This window comes from Pseudomonas sp. BJa5 (assembly GCF_030272875.2).
In the GTDB taxonomy this organism is placed as follows: domain Bacteria; phylum Pseudomonadota; class Gammaproteobacteria; order Pseudomonadales; family Pseudomonadaceae; genus Aquipseudomonas.
Genome location: NZ_JALRNG020000001.1, coordinates 142220 through 166728 on the forward strand (window position 1 = coordinate 142220; position 24509 = coordinate 166728).

The window sequence follows — 24509 nt, forward strand, 5'->3', positions numbered from 1 at the left end:
GCCCGCTCCTACACGAGCCCGCGGCATGATGCTGCGGGCTTTTTGCTTTATGATTGGCGCAGTTTTGCTGAATGAGCCTTCCATGAAGTTCGCCATTGCGGTTTTTTCTCCGGCCCATGCGCCCTCCTCGCGCCGCGCCCTGCGCTTTGCCCAGGCGGCACTGGCCGGCGGGCATGAGATTGTCCGGTTGTTTTTCTATCAGGACGGCGTGCACAGCGCCTCGGCCAACGTGGTTGCGCCCCAGGATGAAGTGGACGTCGCTGCCCAGTGGCGCGCCTTCATCAGCGAGCAGCAACTCGATGCGGTGGTGTGCATCGCCGCCGCCCTGCGCCGTGGCGTGCTCAATGCCGAGGAAGCCCAACGCTACCAGCGCCCGGCGGTGAATCTGCCGGCGCCCTGGGAGTTGTCGGGCCTGGGCCAATTGCACGAAGGGGCGCAAAGCGCCGACCGCCTGATCTGCTTTGGAGGCGATTGAGATGGCCAAGTCCTTGCTGATCATCAGCCGTCAGGCGCCCTGGGCCGGCCCGTCCGCCCGCGAGGCGCTGGATATCGCCCTGGCCGGCGGTGCCTTCGACCTGCCCCTGGGCATGCTGTTTCTCGATGACGGCGTGTTCCAGCTCGCCCCCGGCCAGCAGCCGGCCCAGGTGCAGCAGAAGAACCTCGCCGCCAACCTGCAGGCGCTGCCGATGTTCGGCGTCGAAGAGCTCTTCGCCGCCACCAGCAGCTTGCAGGAGCGCGGCCTCGCCGCTGACAGCCTGAGCCTGCCGGTGCAGGTGCTGGACGACGCCGCACTGGCCGCGTTGATCGACCGTTTCGACCAGGTGGTGACCCTCTGATGAGCACCCTGCACGTGATTTCCCATTCGCCCTTTGGCGACAATCGCCTGAATAGCTGCCTGCGCCTGCTCGGCAGCCAGGACGGCCTGCTGCTCTGCGGCGATGCGGTGTATGCCCTGCAACCCGGCAGCGAGCCCCTGGCCAGCCTGCAGGCGCGCCAGCTGCAAGGCCGCCTGTTCGCCCTTGAAGAAGACCTGCAGGCCCGCGCCATCGTTGTCGACGATGCCGTCCAGGCCATCGACTACCCGGCCTTCGTGGCGCTGTCACTGGACTACGACAAGGTCAACAGCTGGCTATGAATGCGCTTACCGTTGCTGGGCGCAGTATCGCCCTGGACAAGGATGGCTACCTGGTCGAGCTCGATGACTGGTCCGACGAGGTCGCCCAGGCACTGGCGAGCCACGAGCAGATCGAGCTGACCGCGGAACACTGGGAGGTGCTGAACCTGTTGCGCGCTTTCTACCAGGAGTTCGAGCTGTCGCCGGCCACCCGCCCGCTGATCAAGTACACCGCGCTCAAGCTGGGCCCGGAGAAAGGCAACAGTATGCACCTGAACCGTCTGTTCAAAGGCACTCCCGCCAAACTCGCCGCGAAGCTCGCGGGCCTGCCCAAGCCGACCAACTGCATATGACCGACCCTCGTCCGCTGATCATCGAAACCCCGGCCGAACACCCCTTTGCCCAGTTCGTGCGCATTCTCGGCAAGGGTAAGCGTGGCGCCCGCGGCCTGACCCGCGAAGAGGCCCGTGAGGCCATGGGCATGCTGCTCGACGGCGAGGTCGAGGAAACCCAGCTGGGCGCGTTCCTGATGCTGCTGCGGCACAAGGAGGAAAGCGCCGAGGAACTGGCCGGTTTCACCGAAGCCTTGCGCCAGCGCGTGCAGGCGCCGGCCATTGCCGTGGACCTGGACTGGCCGAGCTACGCCGGCAAGAAGCGTCACCTGCCCTGGTACCTGCTGGCCGCCAAGTGCCTGGCCGCCAATGGCGTACGTATCCTGCTGCACGGCGGCGGCGCGCACACCGCCGGGCGGCTGTACACCGAGCAGGTGCTGGACCTGCTGCAGATTCCACTGTGCCGTGACTGGCAGGCCGTCGCACAGGCACTGGACAGCCAGCAGCTGGCCTTTATCCCGCTGCACGACTGGGCCCCGCGCCTGCAACGGATGATCGACCTGCGCAACACCCTGGGCCTGCGCTCGCCGATCCACTCCCTGGCCCGGGTACTCAACCCGCTGGGCGCTCGTTGCGGCCTGCAGAGCATCTTCCACCCCGGCTACCAGGCGGTGCACCGCGAGGCCAGCCGTCTGCTCGGCGACACGGCGATCGTGGTCAAGGGCGACGGCGGCGAGATCGAGATCAACCCGGACACCGAAAGCCATTTGTACGGCACGGCAGGCGGCGAGGCCTGGGATGAAGAATGGCCGGCCCTGGCGGCCCGTCGCCATGTCAAACCGGCGAGCCTGGAACCGGCGCACCTGCTGTCGGTATGGCATGGTGAGGCGCAGGACAGCTACGGCGAACTGGCCGTGGTCGCGACCATGGCCCTGGCCCTGCGCGGCCTGGGTCAATCCCGTGACGAGGCGTTTGCCCAAGCCCGCCGTTATTGGGATTCGCGCAACTGATCGACTGACTCGATCAAACAGGCCCGGACTTTGCGCTTTTCGTTCGAATCCAGCCCCGTACACTGGGTGCTATATTCGAACGTTTGCCGAGGAACGCATCATGGGTCTGTTGATCGACGGCCGCTGGCAAGACCAGTGGTACCAAAGCAGCAAGGACGGCGCCTTCCAGCGCGAGCAGGCACAACGGCGCAATCCCCTGCCCGCCGCCGAGGCCGGTCGCTATCACCTTTACGTGTCCCTGGCCTGCCCTTGGGCGCACCGCACCCTGATCTTTCGCAAGCTCAAGGGCCTGGAAAACCTGATCGACGTGTCGGTGGTCAGCTGGTTGATGGGCGAGCATGGCTGGACCTTCGACAAGCACCAGGGCTCCACCGGCGACAAGCTCGATCAGCTGGATTTCCTGCATCAGCGCTACACCCGCGACGACCCGCACTACAGCGGCCGGGTCACGGTGCCGGTGCTGTGGGACAAGCAGGCGCAGCGCATCGTCAACAACGAGTCGTCGGAGATCATCCGCATCTTCAACCATGCCTTCGATGAGTTGACCGGCAACACCCTGGACCTCTACCCCGAGCCGCTGCGAGCCGAGATCGATGCGCTCAACGAGCGGATCTATCCGGCCATCAACAACGGCGTGTACCGCGCAGGCTTCGCCACCTCGCAGCAGGCGTACGAGCAGGCGTTCGATGGGTTGTTTGCCGAGCTGGATTGCCTGGAGCGGCACCTGGGCGAGCGGCGCTACCTGGCCGGTGAATACCTGACCGAAGCTGACTGGCGGCTGTTCACCACGCTAGTGCGCTTCGATGCGGTGTACCACGGGCACTTCAAGTGCAACCTGCGGCGCCTGGCCGATTATCCGAACCTGTCGAACTGGCTACGGGAGCTGTATCAGTGGCCGGGGGTGGCCGCGACGGTGAATTTCGAGCATATCCAGAAGCACTATTACATGAGCCACAAGACCATCAACCCGAATGGCATCGTGCCCAAGGGGCCATTGCAGGATTTCACTGTGGCGCATGATCGGGAGCGGCTGGTGGGGCGTGGGATCTGGGGTGGCCGTTAGGGCCTCTTCGCGGGGCAAGCCCGCTCCCACAGAGACCTGGCCATGCCTGAATCCTCTGTGGGAGCGGGCTTGCCCCGCGATGCGCTCTAGGACTGGGCGCCTTCGAACCAGGCCAGCTTGTCACGCAGCTGGACCACTTCGCCAACGATCACCAGGGTCGGCGCATGGACTTCATGCTCGGCCACCAGCGCCGGCAGGTCGGCCAGGGTACCGGTGAACACCCGCTGGTTCGGCGTGGTGCCCTGCTGCACCAGCGCCGCCGGGGTATCGGCGGCGCGGCCATGGCGTATCAGCTCGGCGCAGATGGTCGGCAAGCCCACCAGACCCATGTAGAACACCAGGGTCTGGGCCGGCGCCACCAGGTCATGCCAGGGCAGGTTGCTGGTGCCGTCCTTGAGGTGGCCGGTGACGAAGCGTACCGACTGGGCATAATCGCGGTGGGTCAGCGGAATCCCGGCATAGGCCGAGCAACCGCTGGCCGCCGTGATGCCCGGCACCACCTGGAAGGGAATGCCCTGCTCGGCCAGTTCCTCGATCTCCTCACCACCACGGCCGAAGATGAACGGATCACCGCCCTTCAGGCGCAGCACGCGCTTACCCTGGCGGGCCAGGGTCACCAGCAGCTGGTTGAGTTGCTCCTGGGGCACGGCATGCTCGGCGCGGCGCTTGCCGACGTAGATGCGCTCGGCATCACGGCGGCACATCTCGATGATCGCCGGGGCCACCAGGCGGTCATAGAGCACCACATCGGCCTGCTGCATCAGGCGCAGGGCACGGAAGGTCAGCAGGTCCGGATCGCCCGGGCCCGCGCCCACCAGGTACACCTCACCCGGCGCCTGCGCGCTGGCGCCGTCGATCTTGGCCTGCAGCAAACGCTCGGCTTCGGCGCCCTGCCCGGCCAGCTGACGCTCGGCGATCGGGCCCTGGAACACATCTTCCCAGAAGCCGCGACGCTGGTTGACGTCCGGGTAGAGGGCCTTGACCTTGTCGCGAAAACGCGCGCCCAACCCGGCCAGTTCGCCATAGGCGGCCGGGATCCAGGTTTCCAGCTTGGCCCGGATCAGCCGTGCCAGCACCGGCGCATCGCCGCCACTGGACACGGCCACCACCAGTGGCGAACGGTCGACGATGGCCGGGAAGATCACCGAGCACAGCGCCGGCGCATCGACCACGTTGACCGGTACGCAGCGCTGGTGGGCATCGGCCGAGACCTGGGCATTGAGCGTCGGGTCGTCGGTGGCGGCGATGATCAGCTGGCAACCGTCGAGGTCGTCCGGCTGGTAGCCACGGCTCTGGATTTCACCACCGCTGTGCCGGACAAGCTCGGCCAGTTGCGCTTCGATCTCGGGCGCGACCACCCGCAACACGGCCCCGGCATCGGCCAGCAGACGCGATTTGCGCAGGGCAATCTCGCCTCCGCCGACCACCAGCACCCGGCTGCCGCGCAGTTTGTGGAACAGCGGCAGGAATTCCATTTAGGCGATGACCTCCAGGCCACCCATGTACGGCTTGAGTACCTCCGGCACACGGATCGAACCGTCGGCCTGCTGGTAGTTCTCCAGCACCGCCACCAGGGTGCGACCGACCGCCAGGCCCGAACCGTTCAGGGTGTGGACCAGCTCCGGCTTGCCGGTTTCCGGGTTGCGCCAGCGCGCCTGCATGCGGCGGGCCTGGAAGTCGCCACAGTTGGAGCACGAGGAGATCTCGCGGTATTTGTCCTGGCTCGGCACCCAGACTTCCAGGTCGTAGGTCTTGACCGCACTGAAGCCCATGTCGCCGGTGCACAGTGCCAGTACTCGGTAAGGCAGCTCCAGGGCCTGGAGTACGCGCTCGGCGTTGGCGGTCAGGCCTTCCAGGGCTTCCATGGATTTGTCCGGCTCGACGATCTGGACCATCTCGACCTTGTCGAACTGGTGCTGGCGGATCATGCCGCGGGTGTCGCGGCCCGAGGCGCCGGCTTCGCTGCGGAAGCACGGGGTGTGGGCGACGAACTTGATCGGCAGCTGCTTGGCGTCGAGGATCTCGCCGGCGACGATGTTGGTCAGCGACACTTCGGCAGTCGGGATCAGGTAGAAGTCGGCCTCGCCGTCGCGGCTGATCTTGAACAGGTCTTCCTCGAACTTGGGCAGCTGGCCGGTGCCTTGCAGCGCCGGGGCCTGGACCATGTACGGGGTGTAGGCCTCTTCGTAGCCGTGCTCGCTGGTGTGCAGGTTGATCATGAACTGCGCCAGGGCGCGGTGCAGACGGGCGATCGGACCGCGCAGCAGGGCGAAACGGGCGCCCGACAGCTTGGCGGCGGTTTCGAAGTCCAGGCCGCCGCTCAGCTCGCCGAGGGCGACGTGGTCCTTGATCTCGAAATCGAAGCTACGCGGGGTGCCCCAACGACGCACTTCGACGTTGTGGTCTTCATCGGCACCGACCGGCACGCTTGCGTCCGGCAGGTTGGGAATGCCCAGCAGGATGGCGTCCAGTTCGGCCTGGATGGCGTCCAGCTCGACCTTGCCGCTGGCCAGCTCAGCGGCCATGCGCTCCACGTCCGCCATCAGCGGGGCGATGTCTTCGCCACGGGCCTTGGCCTGGCCGATGGATTTGGAACGGGCGTTACGCTCGGCCTGCAGTTGCTCGGTACGGGTCTGCACCACCTTGCGGCGTTCTTCCAGGGCCTCGATGCGCGCGACATCCAGGCTGAAGCCACGGGAGGCCAGGCGGTCCGCCACTTCCTGAAGTTGGCCGCGTAACAGTTTGGAATCGAGCATGTCGTTCTCTCGTTGGTTCAGAATTTGGTCAATGACAGGCCGGCCCAGGTTGCGAGCAGCCCGCCGAATACGCTGATCCCGGCATAACCGAAGGCCAGCGGCGCCTGCCCGCTTTCAAGCAGGCGCACGGTATCCAGTGAAAAGGATGAAAATGTTGTAAGACCGCCGAGAAAACCGACGATCAGGCCCGCGCGCAATTCGACCGGCACCAGCGGGCGATGTAGAAATAACCCGTATAGCAGGCCGATCAGCAGGCAGCCAATCAGATTGACCGCAAGCGTACCGAGATAGAAGTGGCGTGGCCAGTGGGCGTTGACCCAATTGGCGGTGGCAAAGCGCAGCACGGTGCCGGCAATGCCGCCGGCGCTGACCGCGGCGATCACGGCAATCATGGCTTTCTCCGTTGCCGCGGGCTCTTGCGGTCCAGCTCGGCCAGGTGCCTGAGCTTCTCGCCGATCTTCAGCTCCAGCCCGCGTGGCACCGGCTGGTAGTACTGGCGCGGCTCGAGGGTGTCGGGGAAGTAGTCTTCACCGGCGGCATAGGCGTCCGGCTCGTCGTGGGCATAGCGGTACTCGTCGCCATAGCCCAGCTGCTTCATCAGCTTGGTCGGGGCGTTGCGCAGGTGCAGCGGCACCTCCAGCGAACCGTGTTCGGCAGCTTCGCGCAGGGCGGTCTTGAAGCCCATGTACACCGCGTTGCTTTTCGGCGCGCAGGCCAGGTAGGTGATGGCCTGGGCCACCGCCAGCTCGCCTTCGGGGCTGCCCAGGCGTTCCTGCACATCCCAGGCCGCCAGGCACAGGCTCAGGGCGCGGGGGTCGGCATTGCCGATGTCCTCGCTGGCCATGCGCACCACCCGGCGGGCGATGTACAGCGGATCGCAGCCGCCGTCGAGCATGCGCGCGAACCAGTACAGCGCGCCATCGGGGTTGGAGCCGCGCACCGACTTGTGCAGCGCCGAGATCTGGTCGTAGAAGGCCTCGCCACCCTTGTCGAAGCGCCGGCGGCTGTCGCCGAGCAGGCTTTGCAGCAACTCGACACCGATTTCGCCGCCGTCTTCGGCCAGGTCCGAGGCGTTTTCCAGCAGGTTGAGCATGCGCCGGCCATCGCCGTCGGCGGCGGCCATGAGCATCTTGAACGCCTCATCGCCCAGGCTCAGCTGGCGCTTGCCCAGTCCGCGCTCTTCTGTGAGGGCGCGCTGCACCAGCTTGTGCAAGGCCGGCTCGTCGAGGCTTTTCAGCACATAGACCCGCGCCCGCGACAGCAGTGCGTTGTTGAGTTCGAACGAGGGGTTCTCGGTGGTGGCGCCGATGAAGATCAGCGTGCCGTCTTCCACGTACGGCAGGAAGGCGTCCTGCTGGGACTTGTTGAAGCGGTGCACTTCATCGACGAACAGGATGGTGCGTCGCCCGTACTGCCCGGCCTGCTGCTTGGCGATTTCCACCGCGTGGCGGATCTCCTTGACTCCGGCCAGCACCGCCGAGACGGTTTCGAAGTGGGCATCGCAAAACTGCGCCAGCAGCCGCGCCAGGGTGGTCTTGCCGACCCCGGGCGGGCCCCAGAAGATCATCGAATGCAGCGCGCCCTGCTCCAGTGCCTCGCGCAGCGGCTTGCCGCGGGCCAGCAGGTGCTCCTGGCCGACGTACTCGTCCAGGTTGGCCGGGCGCAGGCGCGCGGCCAGGGGCTGGGCTACGGGTTCGCTACGAAACAGATCCATGGGCGGCGCTACGACCTCTTACTCGGAGATGACATCCGCACCCTTGGGGATATCGAACTTGAACTTGCTCGCCGGGATCGCCACGTTGGCCTTCACCCCGGTGAACAGGATATTGGTGCGCTGGCCGACACTGTCGATCAGCTGCATGTCATTGACCAGGCCCTTGCGAAACGACAGGCGCAGCGAATCGAACAGGGTGTCCTTGGTCTTCGGCTTGAGGGTGAAGTCCATGACCTCGCCCTGCTGCTTGGAGGTGATGTCGAAGCTCTGGCTGATCTTCGACACATCGCCAGACAGCAACAGTGCCGGGGTCTCGGTCAGGCGCTGGTCGAGCTTCTTGATAGTCGCCTGTTCCAGGTCCGGGTCCCACAGGGTGACGGTCTTGCCGTCGGAGACGACCACTTGCTCCTGCGGCGCATCGGTGTGCCAGTAGAACAGGCCGGGACGTTGCACCGACATCTGTCCGGCGGTTTCCTGCAGGCTGGTGCCGCTGGCATCCAGGGTCAGCTGGGAAAAACGTGCCTCGATGGTCCTGGAGCTTTCCAGCAGCTTGGTCAGGCGCGCCACGTCGGCCTCACCGGCGAACGCCGATGCCGAACCCAGCGCCAGGGCAGAAACCAACAACATGCGAATCGCGCGCATGGAAATCCTCGTTGAGCAGTGAATGGGCCGAACGCCACCCTTGGCGTCCGGCAAGGTGTTGATCAATCGCGTGGGCCGCCCGGGGCGATCACTTCCCGCGAGCCGTTGGTGTTCATCGGGGTGACCACGCCGGCCATTTCCATGGCCTCGATCATCCGCGCTGCGCGGTTGTAGCCGATCTTCAGCTTGCGCTGCACGGCGGAGATGGAGGCCCGGCGGCTTTCGAGGACGAACTGCACGGCTTCGTCGTACAGGGCGTCGGTTTCGGCATCGTCGCCATCACCACCGCCGCCACCGCCGCCGTCGAAGCCGCTGCCGGCCTCTTCGACGCCGTTGAGGATGTCGTCGTTGTAGTCCGGCGCACCGCGCAGTTTCCAGGCCTCGACCACACGATGGACCTCGTCGTCGGAGACGAAGGCGCCATGCACACGGATCGGCAGGCTGGTGCCCGGCGGCATGTAGAGCATGTCACCGTGGCCGAGCAATTGCTCGGCACCGCCCTGGTCGATGATGGTCCGCGAGTCGATCTTGCTCGATACCTGGAAGGCCATACGGGTCGGGATGTTGGCCTTGATCAGGCCGGTGATCACGTCCACCGACGGCCGCTGGGTGGCGAGAATCAGGTGGATACCCGCGGCACGGGCCTTCTGGGCGATACGGGCGATCAGTTCTTCGACCTTCTTGCCGACGATCATCATCATGTCGGCGAATTCGTCCACCACCACGACGATGGTCGGCAGGGTGTTCAGCTCCGGCGGCACGTCGTCCATGCTTTCGCGGCGGAACATCGGGTCGTAGATCGGCTCGCCGGCTTCCTCGGCGTCCTTGACCTTGCGGTTGAAGCCGGCCAGGTTACGCACACCCATGGCCGCCATCAGTTTGTAGCGCCGCTCCATCTCGGCCACGCTCCAGCGCAGGGCGTTGGCGGCGTCCTTCATGTCGGTGACCACCGGGCAGAGCAGGTGCGGAATGCCTTCGTAGATCGACAGCTCGAGCATTTTCGGGTCGATCATGATCAGCTTGGCGTCTTCGGGACCCGACTTGAACAGGATCGACAGGATCATGGCGTTGACGCCCACCGACTTACCGGAACCGGTGGTACCGGCCACCAGCAGGTGCGGCATCTTGGCGAGGTCGGTGATCACCGGCTTGCCGCCGATGTCGTGACCCAGGGCCATGGTGACCGGCGACTTGGCTTCGTCGTACTGCGGCGACGAAAGCACCTCGGAGAACCGCACGATCTGCCGGTCTTCGTTGGGAATTTCGATACCGACGGTGGTCTTGCCCGGAATCACCTCGACCACGCGCACGCTGGTCACCGCCAGGGACCGCGCCAGGTCCTTGGCAAGGTTGGCGATACGGCTGACCTTGACCCCGGCGGCGGGCTGGATTTCGTATCGGGTAATGACCGGGCCCGGGTGGATGGAGTCCACCGAGACTTCGACACCGAATTCCTTGAGCTTGATTTCCAGCAGCTGGCCAACCCCGGCCAGGGATTCCGGCGAGTAGTTGACCTGCTTCTTCTCGGCAGGGTCGAGGATCGAGATCGGTGGCAAGGTGCCTTCAATGGCGCTGTCGACGAACAACGGCGCCTGTTTTTCCTTCTGCACGCGCTTGCTCGGCTCGGGGGCCCTGGCCGGGGCCGGGGTCGGCATGATCACCGGAGCGGGAGCTGGGGCTGCGACTGGGGCGGGAGCCTGGACCGGAGCGGGTGCTGGCGGCTGCTCGCGCTCGACAACCGGTTTGCTCAGCGGCGGGTCGCGATCGACGATGCGCTCCCTGGCCTTGGGCTGTTCACGGCGTTCAGACACCGCGGGGGCCGCCACTGCGTAGTCCTGTGCGTCGGCTTCGCGCAGCTGTGCCACCAGGCGCTTGCGCTCGTTGCGCGCGGCCCACCAGCGGTTGGCGGCGCCCTGGAACACTTCGAACAGATCGAGGGTGATCTTGCCGGTAACGTCCATGACCTTGAACCAGGACAGGTCGGTGAACACCGTCAGGCCGAACAGGAACAGGGCAATGAACATCAGGGTGCTGCCCTGCACGTTCAGGGCGTTGCGGGCCAGGTCGCCGAGGCTTTCACCCAGCGCGCCACCGGCCGAGGCCGGCAGGCTGGCAGCCGAATGGAAATGGATGTGGGCCAGCGCCGCGCCCGACAGCACCAGGAACACCAGGCCGATCAGGCGCCAGGAAAACAGCCAGCCGCTCCACTGCCAGGGCTGGTGACGCTCGCGGAAGATCTGCCAGGTCTTGACCGCCAGCAGCAACGGGAAGATATAGGCGAAATAACCCAGCACCATGAACAGGATGTCGGCGAAATAGGCACCGGCGCGGCCCGCGGCGTTCTGCACCTGGTCGACGTTGCTGGTGTGGCTGAAGCCGGGGTCGGACTGATCGTAGGTCAGCAGCGCCATCCACAGGTACAGGCACAACGCACCCATGGCGATCAGCGCGCCTTCCTTGAGGCGATAATGCAGCTGCTGGCGCCAGAGCGGCACAGGCAAGGGATTCGGTGTTGCGGTGGATTTCTTCAAAACGCTTCTATTCCTGCGCTTAGGGCGCGTCCAACAGTGATTGATCCAATCAAACAGTCAGCAAACCACTACTTTTAACATTACTGCCCGCCTACCGCCATGGCGGCACGCCAGAAGGAAGCGTAAACGGGGGCCAATTTCCTATATAGCAATTTGAGCACGCATTTTCTTTTGTGACAAAGGCTTATAAGGGGTTTTTATGCAGGTGTGACAACAAATGCCCCTGCAAGTTGCCAGACAAGGCAGTTAAGCCTGTGGGAGCCGGCGCAGCCGGCGATGGCATCAGCGCGGTGCCAGTTGCCATGCGGTGCCTGCATCGCAGGCTACGCCAGCTCCCACAATGATTGCAGGCTGCCTGTGATTGCAGGGTATCTGTGGGAGCTGCCGCCAGGCTGCGATCGGGCGCGAAGCGGCCGCAGTACCGGGGCGCGCCAGTACGGCTGATCCAACGAGGCGGCCGGATTGCGACGGCTGCGCAGTCGATCGCAGGCTTCGCCAGCTCCCACAAAGACAGTTGCTCCCACATCCTGCCCCCACATTAAGTCCCGGGCTTGTCCCACGATGCCCTTTCGGGCGATCCTGACCGCCCTCCCCTCCTCCATCACTGAACGACGATGCTGACCTGGTTGAGCCGCGACACCCTGACCTTCCCACCTCTGGACAAAGCCCTGCGCGACCCCAACGGCCTGCTCGCGGCCGGTGGCGACCTGAGTGCCGAGCGACTGGTGCAGGCCTACCGCCATGGCTGCTTCCCCTGGTACCAGGACGGCCAGCCGATCCTCTGGTGGTCGCCCGATCCGCGTACCGTGCTGTTCCCCGACGAACTGCATGTGTCGCGCTCGCTGCGCAAGGTCATGCGCCAGGGGCGCTACCAGGTCAGCTTCGACCAGGACTTTGCCGGCGTGATCAAGGCCTGCGCCGCACCGCGCGACTATGCCGACGGCACCTGGATCACCGACAGCATGCAGGCGGCCTACCTCAAGCTGCACCGGCAGGGTTACGCCCATTCGGTGGAGGTACGCCAGGATGGCGAACTGGTCGGCGGCCTGTATGGCCTGGCCATGGGTCGGCTATTCTTTGGCGAGTCGATGTTCAGCCGCGCCGACAATGCCTCCAAGGTGGGCTTCGTGACCCTGGTCGAGCACCTGCAACAGGCAGGATTCGTCCTGATCGACTGCCAGATGCCGACCGAACACTTGCACAGCCTCGGTGCCCGCGCCATTGCCCGGGCGACCTTTGCCGACTACCTTCAGCGCTATCTGGACCAACCCAGTACGGCCAGCTGGGTTTGCTAGGCGAGTTTTTCCAGCTGACATACACTTAAAACAAAAGCACCTCCCGAGGGGTTGATCATGACAGAGTTGGCGCGTTTGAAGTTTTATGCCACTCAACCCCATTCCTGCAGCTACCTGCCAGACGAACAGGCCACCACGCTGTTTCTCGACCCGAGCCAGCCGATGGATGTGAATGTCTACGCGGACCTGTCGGAAATGGGTTTCCGGCGCAGCGGCGACCACCTGTACCGGCCGCATTGCCAGAATTGCAACGCCTGCGTGCCGGCGCGGATTCCGGCTGCGCGCTTTTTGCCCAACCGCCAGCAAAAGCGCATCCTCAAGCGCAATGCCGACCTGACCGTCACTGGCGCCCGCCCGGCGTTCAAGGAAGAGTACTTCGAGCTGTACCGGCGCTACATCGAGCAGCGCCACGCCGACGGCGACATGTACCCGCCCAGCCGCGACCAGTTCTCCACCTTCCTGGTCCGCGACCTGCCGTTTTCGCGCTTCTACGAGTTCCGCCTGCAGGGCCGCCTGGTGGCCGTGGCGGTCACCGACCTGCTGCCCAATGGCCTTTCGGCGGTCTACACCTTCTATGACCCCGACGAAGAACGCCGCAGCCTGGGTCGCTACGCCATCCTCTGGCAAATCACCGAAGCCCTGCGCCAGGGGCTCGACGCCGTCTACCTTGGCTACTGGATCAAGAACTGCAAAAAGATGAACTACAAGACCCAGTACCGCCCCATCGAACTGCTGATCAACCAGCGCTGGGTAACCCTGAACTGAAATCCTTGGCTTGAGGCCCATTTTTCGGGCACAATGCACGCCACTTTTTTTGCCTGGCGCAGTTGTGCACCGGGCCATTAACTGGATACCGAGGGCTTTACTGCATGTCGAAAGAAGACAGCTTCGAAATGGAAGGCACTGTCGTCGACACCCTGCCCAACACCATGTTCCGTGTGGAGTTGGAAAACGGGCACGTCGTAACCGCGCATATTTCTGGGAAAATGCGCAAGAACTACATTCGAATTCTGACCGGTGACAAGGTCCGCGTTGAACTGACGCCTTACGACCTGAGCAAAGGGCGCATCACCTACCGCGCCCGCTAAGCGACACCAACGAAAACGCCCGGCTCGATGCCGGGCGTTTTCGTTTGCTCGCTAAAAGCATCGCGGGGCAAGCCCGCTCCCACAAGGGCATCCATTATCCCCCTGTGGGAGCGGGCTTGCCCCGCGATCAGCCGTTATGCCATCTCAGCCGTGGTCTCGAAGTCGAACACCAGCTCGCCATCGCGAATGTCGATGTGCACCACACCGCCATGCTCGGCCAGTTCGCCAAACAGGATCTCTTCGGCCAGCGGCCGCTTGATCTTGTCCTGGATCAGCCGCGCCATTGGCCGCGCCCCCATCTGCGCATCGTAGCCACCGGCCGCCAGCCAGCTGCGCGCCGCATCGCTCACTTCCAACAGAACGCGCTTGTCTTCCAGTTGCGCCTGCAGCTCGATGAGGAACTTGTCCACCACGCTCTTGATCGTCTCGTGACTGAGGCGACCAAACTGGATGATGGTGTCCAGGCGGTTGCGGAACTCCGGCGTGAAGCTCTTCTTGATCACTTCCATGGCATCGGACGAGTGATCCTGCTGGGTGAAGCCGATGGAGGCCCGCGCAGCGGTTTCGGCACCGGCGTTGGTGGTCATGATCACGATCACGTTGCGGAAATCCGCCTTGCGCCCGTTGTTGTCGGTCAGGGTGCCGTGGTCCATCACCTGCAGCAGCAGGTTGAAGACTTCCGGGTGGGCCTTCTCGATTTCATCGAGCAGCAATACGCAATGCGGTTGCTTGGTGATGGCTTCGGTAAGCAGGCCACCCTGGTCGAAACCGACGTAGCCTGGAGGCGCACCGATCAGGCGCGACACGGTGTGCCGCTCCATGTACTCGGACATGTCGAAGCGCACCAGCTCGACCCCCAGCGCCTTGGCTAGCTGCCGGGCCGCTTCGGTCTTGCCGACGCCGGTGGGCCCTGCGAACAGGAACGAACCGACCGGCTTGTCCGGCGACTTGAGTCCGGCGCGGGACAGCTTGATGGCGGTGGCCAGCGAGTCGATGGCCGCATCCTGGCCGAACACCGTCAGCTTCAGGTCGCGCTCCAGGTTACGCAGCAGCTCCTTGTCGGAACTGGTGACGTGTTTTGGCGGAATCCGCGCAATCTTGGCGACGATGTCTTCAACTTGCGGCACATCGATGCGCTTGACCCGCAACTCGACCGGCTGCAGGCGCTGGTAGGCGCCCGCCTCGTCGATCACGTCGATGGCCTTGTCCGGCATGTGCCGGTCATTGATGTAGCGCGCGGCCAGCTCGGCAGCTGCACGCAGGGCTTCATCGCTGTACTCGATGTTGTGGTGGCTCTCGAAACGGCCCTTCAGGCCGCGCAGGATACCCACGGTGTCTTCCACCGACGGCTCGCTGACATCGACTTTCTGGAAACGCCGCGCCAAGGCACGGTCTTTCTCGAAGATGCCGCGAAATTCCTGGAAGGTGGTGGAGCCGATGCAACGGATTTCACCCGAGGACAGCAGCGGCTTGAGCAGGTTGGAGGCGTCCATCACCCCACCCGAGGCCGCACCGGCACCGATGATGGTGTGGATCTCGTCGATGAACAGGATCGCCTGCGGCCGTTTGCGCAGCTCGCCGAGCAGCGCCTTGAAGCGCTTCTCGAAGTCGCCGCGGTATTTGGTACCGGCCAGCAAGGCGCCCAGGTCCAGGGAGTAGACCACGCTGTGGGCCAGCAGGTCCGGCACCTGGCCGTCGACGATGCGCTTGGCCAGGCCTTCTGCGATGGCGGTCTTGCCGACACCGGCCTCACCCACCAGCAGCGGGTTGTTCTTGCGCCGGCGGGCCAGGATCTGCGCTACCCGCTCGACTTCCATCTCGCGACCGACCAGCGGGTCGATGCGCCCCTGGCGTGCCTGCTCGTTGAGGTTGCTGGCATAGGCATCCAGGGGATTGCCCGACGACGAGGTTTCGCCGCCGTCTTCATCCTGCATGTCCTGCTCGCCTTCGGAGTGCTCACCATGGCCCGGCACCTTGGAGATGCCATGGGCGATGTAGTTGACCACGTCGATGCGGGCGACGCTCTGCTGCTTGAGCAGAAACACCGCCTGGCTTTCCTGTTCGCTGAAAATCGCTACCAGTACATTGGCGCCGGTGACTTCACGCTTGCCCGAGCTCTGGACATGGAAGACTGCGCGCTGCAGCACACGCTGGAAGCCCAGGGTTGGCTGGGTCTCGCGGTCCTCGTCATGCACGGGGATCAGCGGCGTGGTGGAGTCGATGAACTCCTGCAGGTCGTGTTTGAGTTTGTCGAGGTTCGCGCCGCAGGCACGCAATACGGTGGCTGCAGCCTCATTATCCAGCAACGCCAGCAGCAGGTGTTCGACGGTCATGAACTCATGACGCTTCGAACGTGCCTCCTTGAAGGCCAGATTGAGGGTGACTTCGAGCTCGCGGTTTAACATAGCTTCACCTCATACCCAAGTGGTCGGCGATTAACCGTCCTTCTCGATTTCACAGAGTAGCGGATGCTGGCTTTCCCTGGCGTATTGGTTGACCTGCATGGCCTTGGTTTCGGCGATGTCGCGGGTAAACAATCCGCACACTGCCCGTCCTTCTGTATGGACGGCCAGCATGACCTTGGTCGCCAGCTCACGATTCAGGTTGAAAAACACCTCGAGCACTTCGACGACGAAATCCATCGGTGTGTAGTCATCGTTGAACAAAACCACCTTGTACATCGGTGGCGCCTGCAGCGTAGGTTTGGCCTCCTGCACCGCCAGGCCGGAACCCTCGTCCTCATGCGATTGCGGACGATCCTGATTGAATGTTAGTCGAATCTGGCTATGTGCATGCATGGAAAGAATTTCATCATTTCGACAGGTTAAGGTTGTGGGTTGACCGCAACGCCGGCGTTTAAACGACTGTCGCCCGACCTTGACTATCGGCAAAACGGTGTTACAACCAATAAGAACCCACCGTGGTCGATAAAGATCCGCGCAGTCAACCAGAATTTTCGCAGGTTCATATGCGGATGGAGTGGATGATACTCCAGTGATGGAGTCCTTTGCAGAGGGATATGAGGATGGCAAGCGGTAAAGTCAAGTGGTTCAACAATGCCAAGGGCTATGGATTCATCAATGAAGACGGCAAGACCGAGGACCTCTTCGCCCACTACTCCGCCATCCAGATGGACGGCTACAAGACATTGAAAGCCGGCCAGGCCGTTACCTTCGACATTGTCCAGGGCCCCAAGGGCCAGCACGCAGTCAATATCAGTTCTGCCACCGCAAACACTGCCTCACCCGCTCCAGCACCCGCTGCCAGCTCCGCAAACGTTTAACCGTTTCAGCCAGTAGCCCATAAAAAAGCCGACCCGTTCCTGCGAACGGGTCGGCTTTTATGTGCCTGCCTTACATGTGCTTGATCAGGGCCTCACCGAAACCGGAGCTGCTGACCAGGGTGGCGCCTTCCATCAGGCGCTCGAAGTCGTAGGTCACGGTCTTGGCCTTGATGGCGCCGTTGGTGCCCTTGATGATCAGGTCCGCCGCCTCGGTCCAGCCCAGGTGGCGCAGCATCATCTCGGCCGAGAGGATCACCGAACCCGGGTTGACCTGGTCCTTGCCGGCGTACTTGGGCGCGGTACCGTGGGTGGCTTCGAACATGGCCACGGTGTCGGACAGGTTGGCGCCCGGGGCGATACCGATGCCACCCACTTCCGCCGCCAGGGCGTCGGACAGGTAGTCGCCGTTGAGGTTAAGGGTAGCGATCACATCGTATTCGGCCGGACGCAGCAGGATCTGCTGGAGCATGGCGTCGGCGATGGCATCCTTGACGATGACTTCGCGGCCGGTTTTCGGGTTCTTGAACTTCATCCACGGGCCGCCATCGAGCAACTCGGCGCCGAATTCGTTCTTCGCCACCTCGTAGCCCCAGTCCTTGAAGGCACCTTCGGTGAACTTCATGATGTTGCCCTTGTGCACGATGGTCAGCGACTTGCGGTCGTTGTCCACTACATATTGCAGGGCCTTGCGCACCAGGCGCTGGGTACCTTCTTTAGATACCGGTTTGATACCGATGCCGCAGTCCTGGTCGAAACGGATCTTGGTAACGCCCATTTCTTCTTTCAGGAACTTGATGACTTTATTGGCTTCAGGCGAGCCCGCCTTCCATTCGATACCGGCGTAGATGTCTTCGGAGTTCTCGCGGAAGATCACCATGTCGACGTCACCCGGCTTTTTCACAGGGCTCGGCACGCCATCGAACCACACCACCGGACGCAGGCACACGTACAGGTCCAGTTGCTGGCGCAGAGCGACGTTGAGGGAGCGGATACCACCACCGACCGGCGTGGTCAGCGGCCCCTTGATGGAGACGACGTAATCTTTCACCGCATCCAGGGTTTCCTGGGGCAGCCAGGTGTCCTGGTCGTAGACCTGGGTGGCCTTCTCACCGGCGTAGACTTCCATCCAGGAAATCTTGCGCTTGCCCCCATAGGCTTTTTCTACAGCAGCATCCACCACTTTGATCATGACGGGACTGACGTCGACGCCAATGCCGTCGCCTTCGATGAACGGGATGATCGGATTATCAGGAACATTGAGAGAATGGTCCGCATTGACGGTGATTTTGTCGCCGACTGCCGGAACCTTGATTTTCTGGTATCCCATGCTGCACTCCGTTTTTTTTGGTGTGGTACGTCATCTGGATCCCCTGAGCGTAACCCAGTTGCACGGCAACGGGAACCTTGGGCGAAAACGCCCCGAAATGGGGCACTAACGCCTACGTCTTTGGTCTAAAAAAGCCGCAGTTACACGTTGATCTTGATGATTACGACCAAGGTTTTGGTATACTCCGGCGGTGACCAAAGGGTCACTGGGGCGAACCGTCTGACACGTAACCCCGACCTGACTGGGCTGTTACCGCAGTTCAGCCGTTTGACACTCGACTGATGCAATCCACCATCACCGCACAGAACCCTCGACCTTCTGCTTATGGATGTGTCCGGGCGAAGCGCCTACCCTGCGCACTTCGAGATTCTGCGCACGCTCAGCAAAACAGAGAGTTAACCCGAATATGCCCACCCGATCCAAGATCATCTACACCTTCACCGACGAAGCCCCCGCCCTCGCCACCTATTCACTGCTCCCCATCGTCGAAGCCTTCACCGCTTGCGCTGACATCGCCGTAGAAACCCGGGACATCTCTCTGGCCGGCCGTATCCTTTCTGCCTTCCCCGAACAGCTCGGCGCCGACAAGCAAGTGGCCGACCACCTGGCAGAACTGGGCCAACTGGCGACCACGCCAGAAGCCAACATCATCAAGCTGCCGAACATCAGCGCTTCGGTCCCGCAGCTCAAGGCCGCGATCAAGGAACTGCAAGCCAAGGGCTTCAACGTTCCCGACTACCCTGAAGCCGCCGCTACCGACGCCGAGAAAGAAGCCAAGGCTCGCTACGACCGCATCAAGGGCAGCGCCGTGAACCCGGTCCTGCGCGAAGGCAACTCCGACCGCCGCGCCCCGCTGTCGGTCAAGAACTACGCGCGCAAGCACCCGCACAAGATGGGCGCCTGGGCAGCCGACTCCAAGTCCCACGTGGCCCACATGAGCCAGGGCGACTTCTACGGCAGCGAGAAAGCCGCGCTGATCGAAGCCGATGACAGCCTGCGCATCGAACTGCTGGACAAGAACGGCACCACCACCGTTCTGAAGGAAAAAACCTCAGTCAAGGCCGGTGAAATCATCGACTGCGCCGTGATGAGCACCAAGGCGCTGCGCGCGTTCATCGCCGCCGAGATCGAAGACGCCAAGGCCAGCGGCGTACTGCTGTCGGTCCACCTGAAAGCGACCATGATGAAGGTCTCCGACCCGATCATGTTCGGCCAGATCGTTGCCGAGTACTACAAGGACGCGCTGAACAAGCACGCCGCGGTACTGGCGCAGGTCGGCTTCAACCTGAACAACGGTATCGGCGACCTGTACGCCCGTATCAAGGACCTGCCAGCCGAACAGCAGGCGCAGATCGAAGCCGACGTCAAGGCGGTCTACGACGTGCGTCCGGCGCTGGCCATGGTCAACTCCGACAAGGGCATCACCAACCTGCACGTGCCGAGCGACGTGATCGTCGACGCCTCGATGCCGGCCATGATCCGTGACTCGGGCAAGATGTGGAACACCGAAGGCCAGCTGCAGGACACCAAGGCAGTGATCCCGGATCGCTGCTACGCGACCATCTACCAGGCCGTCATCGAAGACTGCAAGCAACACGGTGCCTTCGATCCGACCACCATGGGCAGCGTGCCGAACGTTGGCCTGATGGCGCAGAAAGCCGAAGAGTACGGCTCCCACGACAAGACCTTCCAGGCCAAGGCCGACGGCGTGATCCGCGTGGTCGACGGCAAGGGCAACCTGCTGCTGTCCCAGGAAGTCGAAGCCGGCGACATCTTCCGCATGTGCCAGACCAAGGACGCGCCGATCCAGGACTGGGTCAAACTGGCCGTCAACCGTGCTCGCGCCAGCAGCACCCCGGCTGTGTTCTGGCTCGACCCGCAGCGCGCCCACGACGGCGTGCTGATCGAGAAGGTCCAGAAGTACCTGAAGGATCACGACACCACTGGCCTGGACATCCGCGTCCTGGCACCGGTCGAGGCCATGAAGGTTTCCCTGCAGCGCATCCGCGAAGGCAAGGACACCATCTCGGTCACCGGCAACGTGCTGCGTGACTACCTGACCGACCTGTTCCCGATCATGGAGCTGGGCACCAGCGCCAAGATGCTGTCGATCGTTCCGCTGATGAACAACGGCGGCCTGTTCGAAACCGGCGCCGGCGGTTCGGCTCCGAAGCACGTACAGCAACTGGTCGAAGAGAACTTCCTGCGCTGGGATTCCCTGGGCGAGTTCCTGGCCCTGGCCGCTTCCCTGGAGCACCTGGGCAGCGCCTACGCCAACCCGAAAGCCAAGGTACTGGCGGCGACCCTGGACCAGGCCACCGGCCAGTTCCTGGACACCAACAAGTCCCCGGCGCGCAAGGTTGGTGGCATCGACAACCGTGGCAGCCACTTCTACCTGACCCTGTACTGGGCCCAGGCCCTGGCTGCACAGAGCGACGACGCTGCCCTGCAGGCACGCTTCGCCCCTCTGGCAAAAGCCCTGACCGAGAACGAAGCGACCATCGTCGCCGAACTCAACGCGGTACAAGGCAAGCCGGCTGAAATCGGTGGTTACTACTTCATGGATCCGGAGCTGACCAGCAAGGTCATGCGCCCGAGCCAGACCCTCAACAGCGCGATTGCCGCCCTGTAAGGTTCGCTTGAAGTAACAGCACAAGCCCCGGCCACGCACCGGGGCTTGTGCTTTTTCGGGGGGACCGCGGCGATCAGCCGGCTGCGCGCAGGGCGTTGTCCAGGTCGGCGATCAGGTCGCGATGATCCTCGATACCCACCGACAGGCGCAGCAGGTTCTCGCCGATGCCCATGGCGGCCTTCTGCTCGTGGCTGAGGGAGTTGTGCGACATGCTGTAGGAGTGGTTGATCATGCTTTCCACCCCGCCCAGCGAGTCGGCCAGGACAAAGATCTCCAGCTGCTCCACCAAGCGGTTGACGGCAGCCCTGTCACCCTTGATCTTCATCGCCACCACCGCGCCGCCCGCGCGCATCTGCCGCTTGCACAGCTCATGCTGCGGATGGCTTGGCAGCCCTGGGTAGTAGACCTGCTCCACCAGCGGGTGGCTCTCCAGGAAGCTGGCGACCTTGAGGGCGTTGGCGCACTGGCGCTCCATGCGCACATCCAGGGTCTTCAGACCACGCAGCGCCAGGTAGCAATCGAACGGCCCCTGGATCGCACCCACCGCCATGCCGATCTTGCGCAGACGCCCCAGCAACTCTTCGTTTGCGGCCACCACCACGCCACCGGTCAGGTCGGAATGACCGCCGATGTACTTGCTTGCCGAATGCATGACCAGGTCGACACCCAGGGTGATCGGCTGCTGGTTCCACGGCGAGCAGAAGGTATTGTCGATGCAGGTGAGGATGCCGCGTTCACGCGCCAGGTCGCATAGCGGGCGAATATCGACCAGCTCCAGCAAGGGGTTGGTCGGCGATTCGATCCAGATCAGCCGGGTACTGGGCTGGATCGCGGCCGCCACCGCCTGCAGGTCGTTGAGGTCGACGTACGTGGTGGTCAGCCCCGAGGTACGGCTACGGTAATCTTCCAGCAAACGGAAGGTACCGCCATACACGCCGCTCATCACCACGACATGGGAGTCCTTGGGCAACAACTCCAGTACCGTCGCGGTGGCCGCCACACCCGAGGCACAGGCCAGCGCGCCACAGCCCTCTTCAAGGGCGGCCACGCAGCTCTCGTAGGCGTGGCGGGTCGGGTTGCTCACCCGGCTGTAGGCATACTCGGGCTGATCGTCCAGACCACGCTTGGCAAAGGAGCTGGCGGTGTAGATGGCAGGAAAGATGGCGTTGTCGGCGACGGCCGCTTGCTCGCCGGCGTGAATGGTGCGGGTTGCGAAATTGTTCTTGCTGTCGGGCATGGCCAGGCTCACGGAAGAAAGAGGGTTCACTGCGCAGTGTATGCGCAGCGTCAGCCACTATGATGAAGCCCTGCAACGATCTTTGTAAGCTCCAGGGTTGTGCCTGCACCGGCAATAGCGGTTAAGCTCGCGGGTTTCACCGCAGGCTGCCGGCAAAACCTTATGCCAAGGCCCGCCGACACGACACAGGAACCCCCAATGAGCTGGCAACCCCACATCACCGTCGCCACCATCGTCGAAGACCAGGGCCGCTTTCTGCTGGTCGAGGAATTCAAGGCCGGCAAGCACGTCTACAACCAGCCCGCCGGCCACCTGGAGGCCAACGAAACCCTGCTTGAGGCCGCCCTTCGCGAAACCCTCGAAGAAACCGCCTGGGAGGTCGAACTCACCGGCATCGTCGGCATCTACCTGTACACCGCACCCAGCAACGGCGTGACCTACCAGCGCGTGTGCTTCGCCGCACGTCCGCTGCGGCATTTCCCCCAGCGCGCGCTGGACAGCGACATCGTCCGCGCCGTGTGGCTGAGCCGCGAAGAACTGCTGGCCGACCCCGAGCGCTGGCGCAGCGAACTGGTGCCGCGCTGCATCGACGACTACCTTGCCGGGCCCTTGCACAGCCTGGCCTTGATTCGCACCTGACGGCGACGATGCCTTGAAGGCCGCAGCCTGATAGAATTGTTGTCTTTTTCCAGATACACAGCCGGTACCTATGACCAGTCCAGCACCCTACGAACCCGAAAAGACGCGCGTCATCGTCGGCATGTCCGGCGGCGTGGACTCTTCCGTCTCCGCCCTCCTGCTGATGGAGCAGGGCTACCAGGTGGAAGGCCTGTTCATGAAGAACTGGGAAGAGGACGACGGCACCGAATACTGCACCGCCCGCGAAGACCTGGCCGACGCCCAGGCCGTGTGCGACCGTATCGGCATCAAGCTGCACACCGCCAACTTTGCCGCCGAGTACTGGGACAACGTCTTCGAGCACTTCCTGGCCGAGTACAAGGCCGGTCGCACGCCGAACCCGGACATCCTGTGCAACCGCGAAATCAAGTTCAAGGCCTTCCTCGACTACGCCCTGATGCTCGGCGCCGACCTGATCGCCACCGGTCACTATGTGCGCCGCCGCGACACCGACGGCCGCACCGAGCTGCTCAAGGGCCTGGACCCGAACAAGGACCAGAGCTACTTCCTGCACGCCGTCGGCGGCAAGGAAATCGCCCGTACCCTGTTCCCGGTCGGCGAGCTGGAAAAGCCCGAAGTCCGTGCCATCGCCGAGAAACACGGCCTGGCCACGGCCAAGAAGAAGGACTCCACCGGCATCTGCTTCATCGGTGAGCGCCGCTTCAGCGACTTCCTCAAGCAGTACCTGCCGGCGCAGCCCGGCGAGATCCAGACCACCGACGGCGAAGTGATCGGCCGCCACCACGGCCTGATGTACCACACCATCGGCCAGCGCCAGGGCCTGGGCATCGGCGGCCTCAAGGACGCCAGCGACGAGCCGTGGTACGTGCTGGAGAAAGACCTGTCGCGCAACGTGCTGGTAGTCGGCCAGGGCAATGAACACCCATGGCTGTTCTCCCGCGCCCTGCTCGCCTCGGAGATTTTCTGGGTCAACCCGATCGACCTGTCCAGCCCGCGCCAGCTGACCGCCAAGGTCCGCTATCGCCAGAGCGACCAGACCTGCACCCTGGAGCGCACCGAGAGCGGCTACCGCGCGGTGTTCGACGAGCCGCAGCGCGCCGTCACCCCCGGCCAGTCGGTGGTCTTCTATGACGGCGAAATCTGCCTGGGCGGCGGTGTGATCGAGACGGCCGAGCCGTGGAGCGCCCGTTGATGAGCTCGACCCAAGAGCAATTGATCGCCCTGGGTGGCGTGTTCCAGGCTGCCGTGCTGGTCGACCGCATCGCCCGCACCGGCCAGGCCAGCGAGGCCAATCTGGGCTGCATGCTCGGCAGCCTGCTGGTACGCGACCCGCAGAACACCCTGGAAGTGTTCGGCGGCGACGACCTCAACCTGCGCGACGGCTACCGCGCCCTGGCCAGCGCCCTGGAGCGCGACCCGGGCAGCCTGCAGCGCGAGCCGCTGCGCTATGCGCTGTCGATGCTCGGCCTTGAGCGCCAGCTGGCCAAGCGCAGCGACATGCTCGAGACGATCGGCAACCGCCTGCCACAGATCCAGTCCCAGGCCGAGCATTTCGGCCTGGTCCACGAGAATGTCATCGCCTCCAGCGGCGCCCTCTACCAGGACACCCTGAGCACCCTGCGCCAGCGCATCCAGGTGCATGGCGACATGCGCCACCTGCAGCAACCGAGCAATGCCTCGAAGATCCGCGCCCTGTTGCTGGCCGGTATCCGCGCCGCGCGCCTGTGGCGCCAGCTGGGCGGTCATCGCTGGCAACTGGTGGTCAGCCGGCGCAAACTGCTCAAAGAGCTGTACCCGATGTTGCGCGGCTAAAAGCCATCGCGGGGCAAGCCCGCTCCTACAAGCG

General features: G+C 63.7%; 24 protein-coding genes. 14 read left to right on the forward strand and 10 right to left on the reverse strand.

Annotated features, from left to right (window positions below; all coding sequences use genetic code 11):
• Positions 1-82: 82 nt before the first annotated feature.
• The 6 genes from tusD to M2D63_RS00760 all read left to right on the forward strand — a co-directional run bounded on the left by tusD (position 83) and on the right by M2D63_RS00760 (position 3519).
• Complete coding sequence (tusD, locus tag M2D63_RS00735) at positions 83-475, forward strand: sulfurtransferase complex subunit TusD (protein WP_285860773.1); 393 nt, start codon at positions 83-85, stop codon at positions 473-475.
• A 1-nt stretch (position 476) separates the two neighbouring features.
• On the forward strand, positions 477-836 hold the full coding sequence (gene tusC / locus M2D63_RS00740; RefSeq protein WP_285860774.1) for a sulfurtransferase complex subunit TusC: 360 nt from the start codon (positions 477-479) through the stop codon (positions 834-836).
• Entirely contained in the window at positions 836-1135 is a 300-nt protein-coding gene (gene tusB / locus M2D63_RS00745; protein WP_285860775.1) for a sulfurtransferase complex subunit TusB, read from the forward strand. Before tusC ends, tusB begins: the two co-directional genes overlap by 1 nt.
• Positions 1132-1467 (forward strand): TusE/DsrC/DsvC family sulfur relay protein, encoded by a 336-nt coding sequence (locus M2D63_RS00750; protein ID WP_285860776.1) that lies wholly within the window; start codon positions 1132-1134, stop codon positions 1465-1467. The genes tusB and M2D63_RS00750 overlap by 4 nt, the downstream gene beginning before the upstream one ends.
• Positions 1464-2456 (forward strand): glycosyl transferase family protein, encoded by a 993-nt coding sequence (locus M2D63_RS00755; RefSeq protein ID WP_285860777.1) that lies wholly within the window; start codon positions 1464-1466, stop codon positions 2454-2456. The genes M2D63_RS00750 and M2D63_RS00755 overlap by 4 nt, the downstream gene beginning before the upstream one ends.
• 100 nt (positions 2457-2556) lie before the next feature.
• Positions 2557-3519, forward strand: a complete 963-nt coding sequence (locus M2D63_RS00760; protein WP_285860778.1) for a glutathione S-transferase family protein — start codon at positions 2557-2559, stop codon at positions 3517-3519.
• A gap of 86 nt (positions 3520-3605) precedes the next feature.
• On the opposite strand, the gene cysG is transcribed toward M2D63_RS00760, so the two are convergent.
• The 6 genes from cysG to M2D63_RS00790 all read right to left on the reverse strand — a co-directional run bounded on the left by cysG (position 3606) and on the right by M2D63_RS00790 (position 11207).
• A complete protein-coding gene (gene cysG / locus M2D63_RS00765) occupies positions 3606-4994 on the reverse strand; it encodes a siroheme synthase CysG (protein ID WP_285860779.1) in 1389 nt (462 codons plus the stop codon).
• Complete coding sequence (gene serS, locus M2D63_RS00770; RefSeq protein ID WP_285860780.1) at positions 4995-6275, reverse strand: serine--tRNA ligase; 1281 nt, start codon at positions 6273-6275, stop codon at positions 4995-4997. It lies immediately after the preceding gene.
• 17 nt (positions 6276-6292) lie between these two features.
• A complete protein-coding gene (crcB, locus tag M2D63_RS00775; RefSeq protein WP_285860781.1) occupies positions 6293-6667 on the reverse strand; it encodes a fluoride efflux transporter CrcB in 375 nt (124 codons plus the stop codon).
• Positions 6664-7989, reverse strand: coding sequence for a replication-associated recombination protein A (locus tag M2D63_RS00780; protein WP_285860782.1), 1326 nt, complete (start codon positions 7987-7989; stop codon positions 6664-6666). Before M2D63_RS00780 ends, crcB begins: the two co-directional genes overlap by 4 nt.
• Positions 7990-8007: 18 nt before the next feature.
• Complete coding sequence (gene lolA, locus M2D63_RS00785) at positions 8008-8631, reverse strand: outer membrane lipoprotein chaperone LolA (protein ID WP_285860784.1); 624 nt, start codon at positions 8629-8631, stop codon at positions 8008-8010.
• A 62-nt stretch (positions 8632-8693) separates the two neighbouring features.
• Positions 8694-11207 carry a DNA translocase FtsK gene (locus M2D63_RS00790; protein WP_405308845.1) on the reverse strand — a complete coding sequence of 838 codons (2514 nt, stop codon included), beginning with the start codon at positions 11205-11207 and terminating at the stop codon, positions 8694-8696.
• A gap of 569 nt (positions 11208-11776) precedes the next feature.
• Here M2D63_RS00790 and aat point away from each other — a divergent pair.
• From aat to infA, 3 genes are all read left to right on the forward strand, one after another.
• Entirely contained in the window at positions 11777-12457 is a 681-nt protein-coding gene (aat, locus tag M2D63_RS00795) for a leucyl/phenylalanyl-tRNA--protein transferase (RefSeq protein ID WP_285860786.1), read from the forward strand.
• A 57-nt stretch (positions 12458-12514) separates the two neighbouring features.
• The gene (locus M2D63_RS00800) at positions 12515-13222 is read left to right on the forward strand and encodes an arginyltransferase (protein ID WP_285860787.1); all 708 of its coding nucleotides are present in this window, start codon (positions 12515-12517) and stop codon (positions 13220-13222) included.
• A 104-nt stretch (positions 13223-13326) separates the two neighbouring features.
• Complete coding sequence (infA, locus tag M2D63_RS00805; protein ID WP_002553999.1) at positions 13327-13545, forward strand: translation initiation factor IF-1; 219 nt, start codon at positions 13327-13329, stop codon at positions 13543-13545.
• 134 nt (positions 13546-13679) lie between these two features.
• On the opposite strand, the gene clpA is transcribed toward infA, so the two are convergent.
• The gene (gene clpA, locus M2D63_RS00810) at positions 13680-15950 is read right to left on the reverse strand and encodes an ATP-dependent Clp protease ATP-binding subunit ClpA (protein ID WP_285860788.1); all 2271 of its coding nucleotides are present in this window, start codon (positions 15948-15950) and stop codon (positions 13680-13682) included.
• 30 nt (positions 15951-15980) lie between these two features.
• A complete protein-coding gene (gene clpS / locus M2D63_RS00815; protein WP_285860789.1) occupies positions 15981-16343 on the reverse strand; it encodes an ATP-dependent Clp protease adapter ClpS in 363 nt (120 codons plus the stop codon).
• A gap of 227 nt (positions 16344-16570) precedes the next feature.
• On the opposite strand from clpS, the gene cspD reads away from it, so the two are divergent.
• Entirely contained in the window at positions 16571-16828 is a 258-nt protein-coding gene (cspD, locus tag M2D63_RS00820) for a cold shock domain-containing protein CspD (RefSeq protein WP_285860790.1), read from the forward strand.
• Between the two features lie 70 nt (positions 16829-16898).
• Here cspD and icd read toward each other — a convergent pair whose 3' ends face one another.
• Complete coding sequence (icd, locus tag M2D63_RS00825; RefSeq protein WP_274118299.1) at positions 16899-18155, reverse strand: NADP-dependent isocitrate dehydrogenase; 1257 nt, start codon at positions 18153-18155, stop codon at positions 16899-16901.
• A gap of 406 nt (positions 18156-18561) precedes the next feature.
• On the opposite strand from icd, the gene M2D63_RS00830 reads away from it, so the two are divergent.
• On the forward strand, positions 18562-20787 hold the full coding sequence (locus tag M2D63_RS00830) for an NADP-dependent isocitrate dehydrogenase (RefSeq protein WP_285860792.1): 2226 nt from the start codon (positions 18562-18564) through the stop codon (positions 20785-20787).
• 73 nt (positions 20788-20860) lie between these two features.
• Here M2D63_RS00830 and M2D63_RS00835 read toward each other — a convergent pair whose 3' ends face one another.
• Positions 20861-22024: a PLP-dependent aspartate aminotransferase family protein gene (locus M2D63_RS00835; RefSeq protein WP_285860793.1), complete on the reverse strand. Its 1164-nt coding sequence runs from the start codon at positions 22022-22024 to the stop codon at positions 20861-20863.
• A 198-nt stretch (positions 22025-22222) separates the two neighbouring features.
• Here M2D63_RS00835 and M2D63_RS00840 point away from each other — a divergent pair, with 198 nt between their 5' ends.
• The 3 genes from M2D63_RS00840 (at position 22223) to hflD (ending at position 24475) form a co-directional block, all read left to right on the forward strand.
• Complete coding sequence (locus M2D63_RS00840; protein ID WP_285860796.1) at positions 22223-22663, forward strand: NUDIX hydrolase; 441 nt, start codon at positions 22223-22225, stop codon at positions 22661-22663.
• 70 nt (positions 22664-22733) lie between these two features.
• Positions 22734-23855, forward strand: coding sequence for a tRNA 2-thiouridine(34) synthase MnmA (gene mnmA, locus M2D63_RS00845; protein ID WP_285860799.1), 1122 nt, complete (start codon positions 22734-22736; stop codon positions 23853-23855).
• Positions 23855-24475, forward strand: coding sequence for a high frequency lysogenization protein HflD (gene hflD, locus M2D63_RS00850; RefSeq protein ID WP_285860801.1), 621 nt, complete (start codon positions 23855-23857; stop codon positions 24473-24475). The genes mnmA and hflD overlap by 1 nt, the downstream gene beginning before the upstream one ends.
• The last annotated feature ends 34 nt before the right edge of the window (positions 24476-24509 follow it).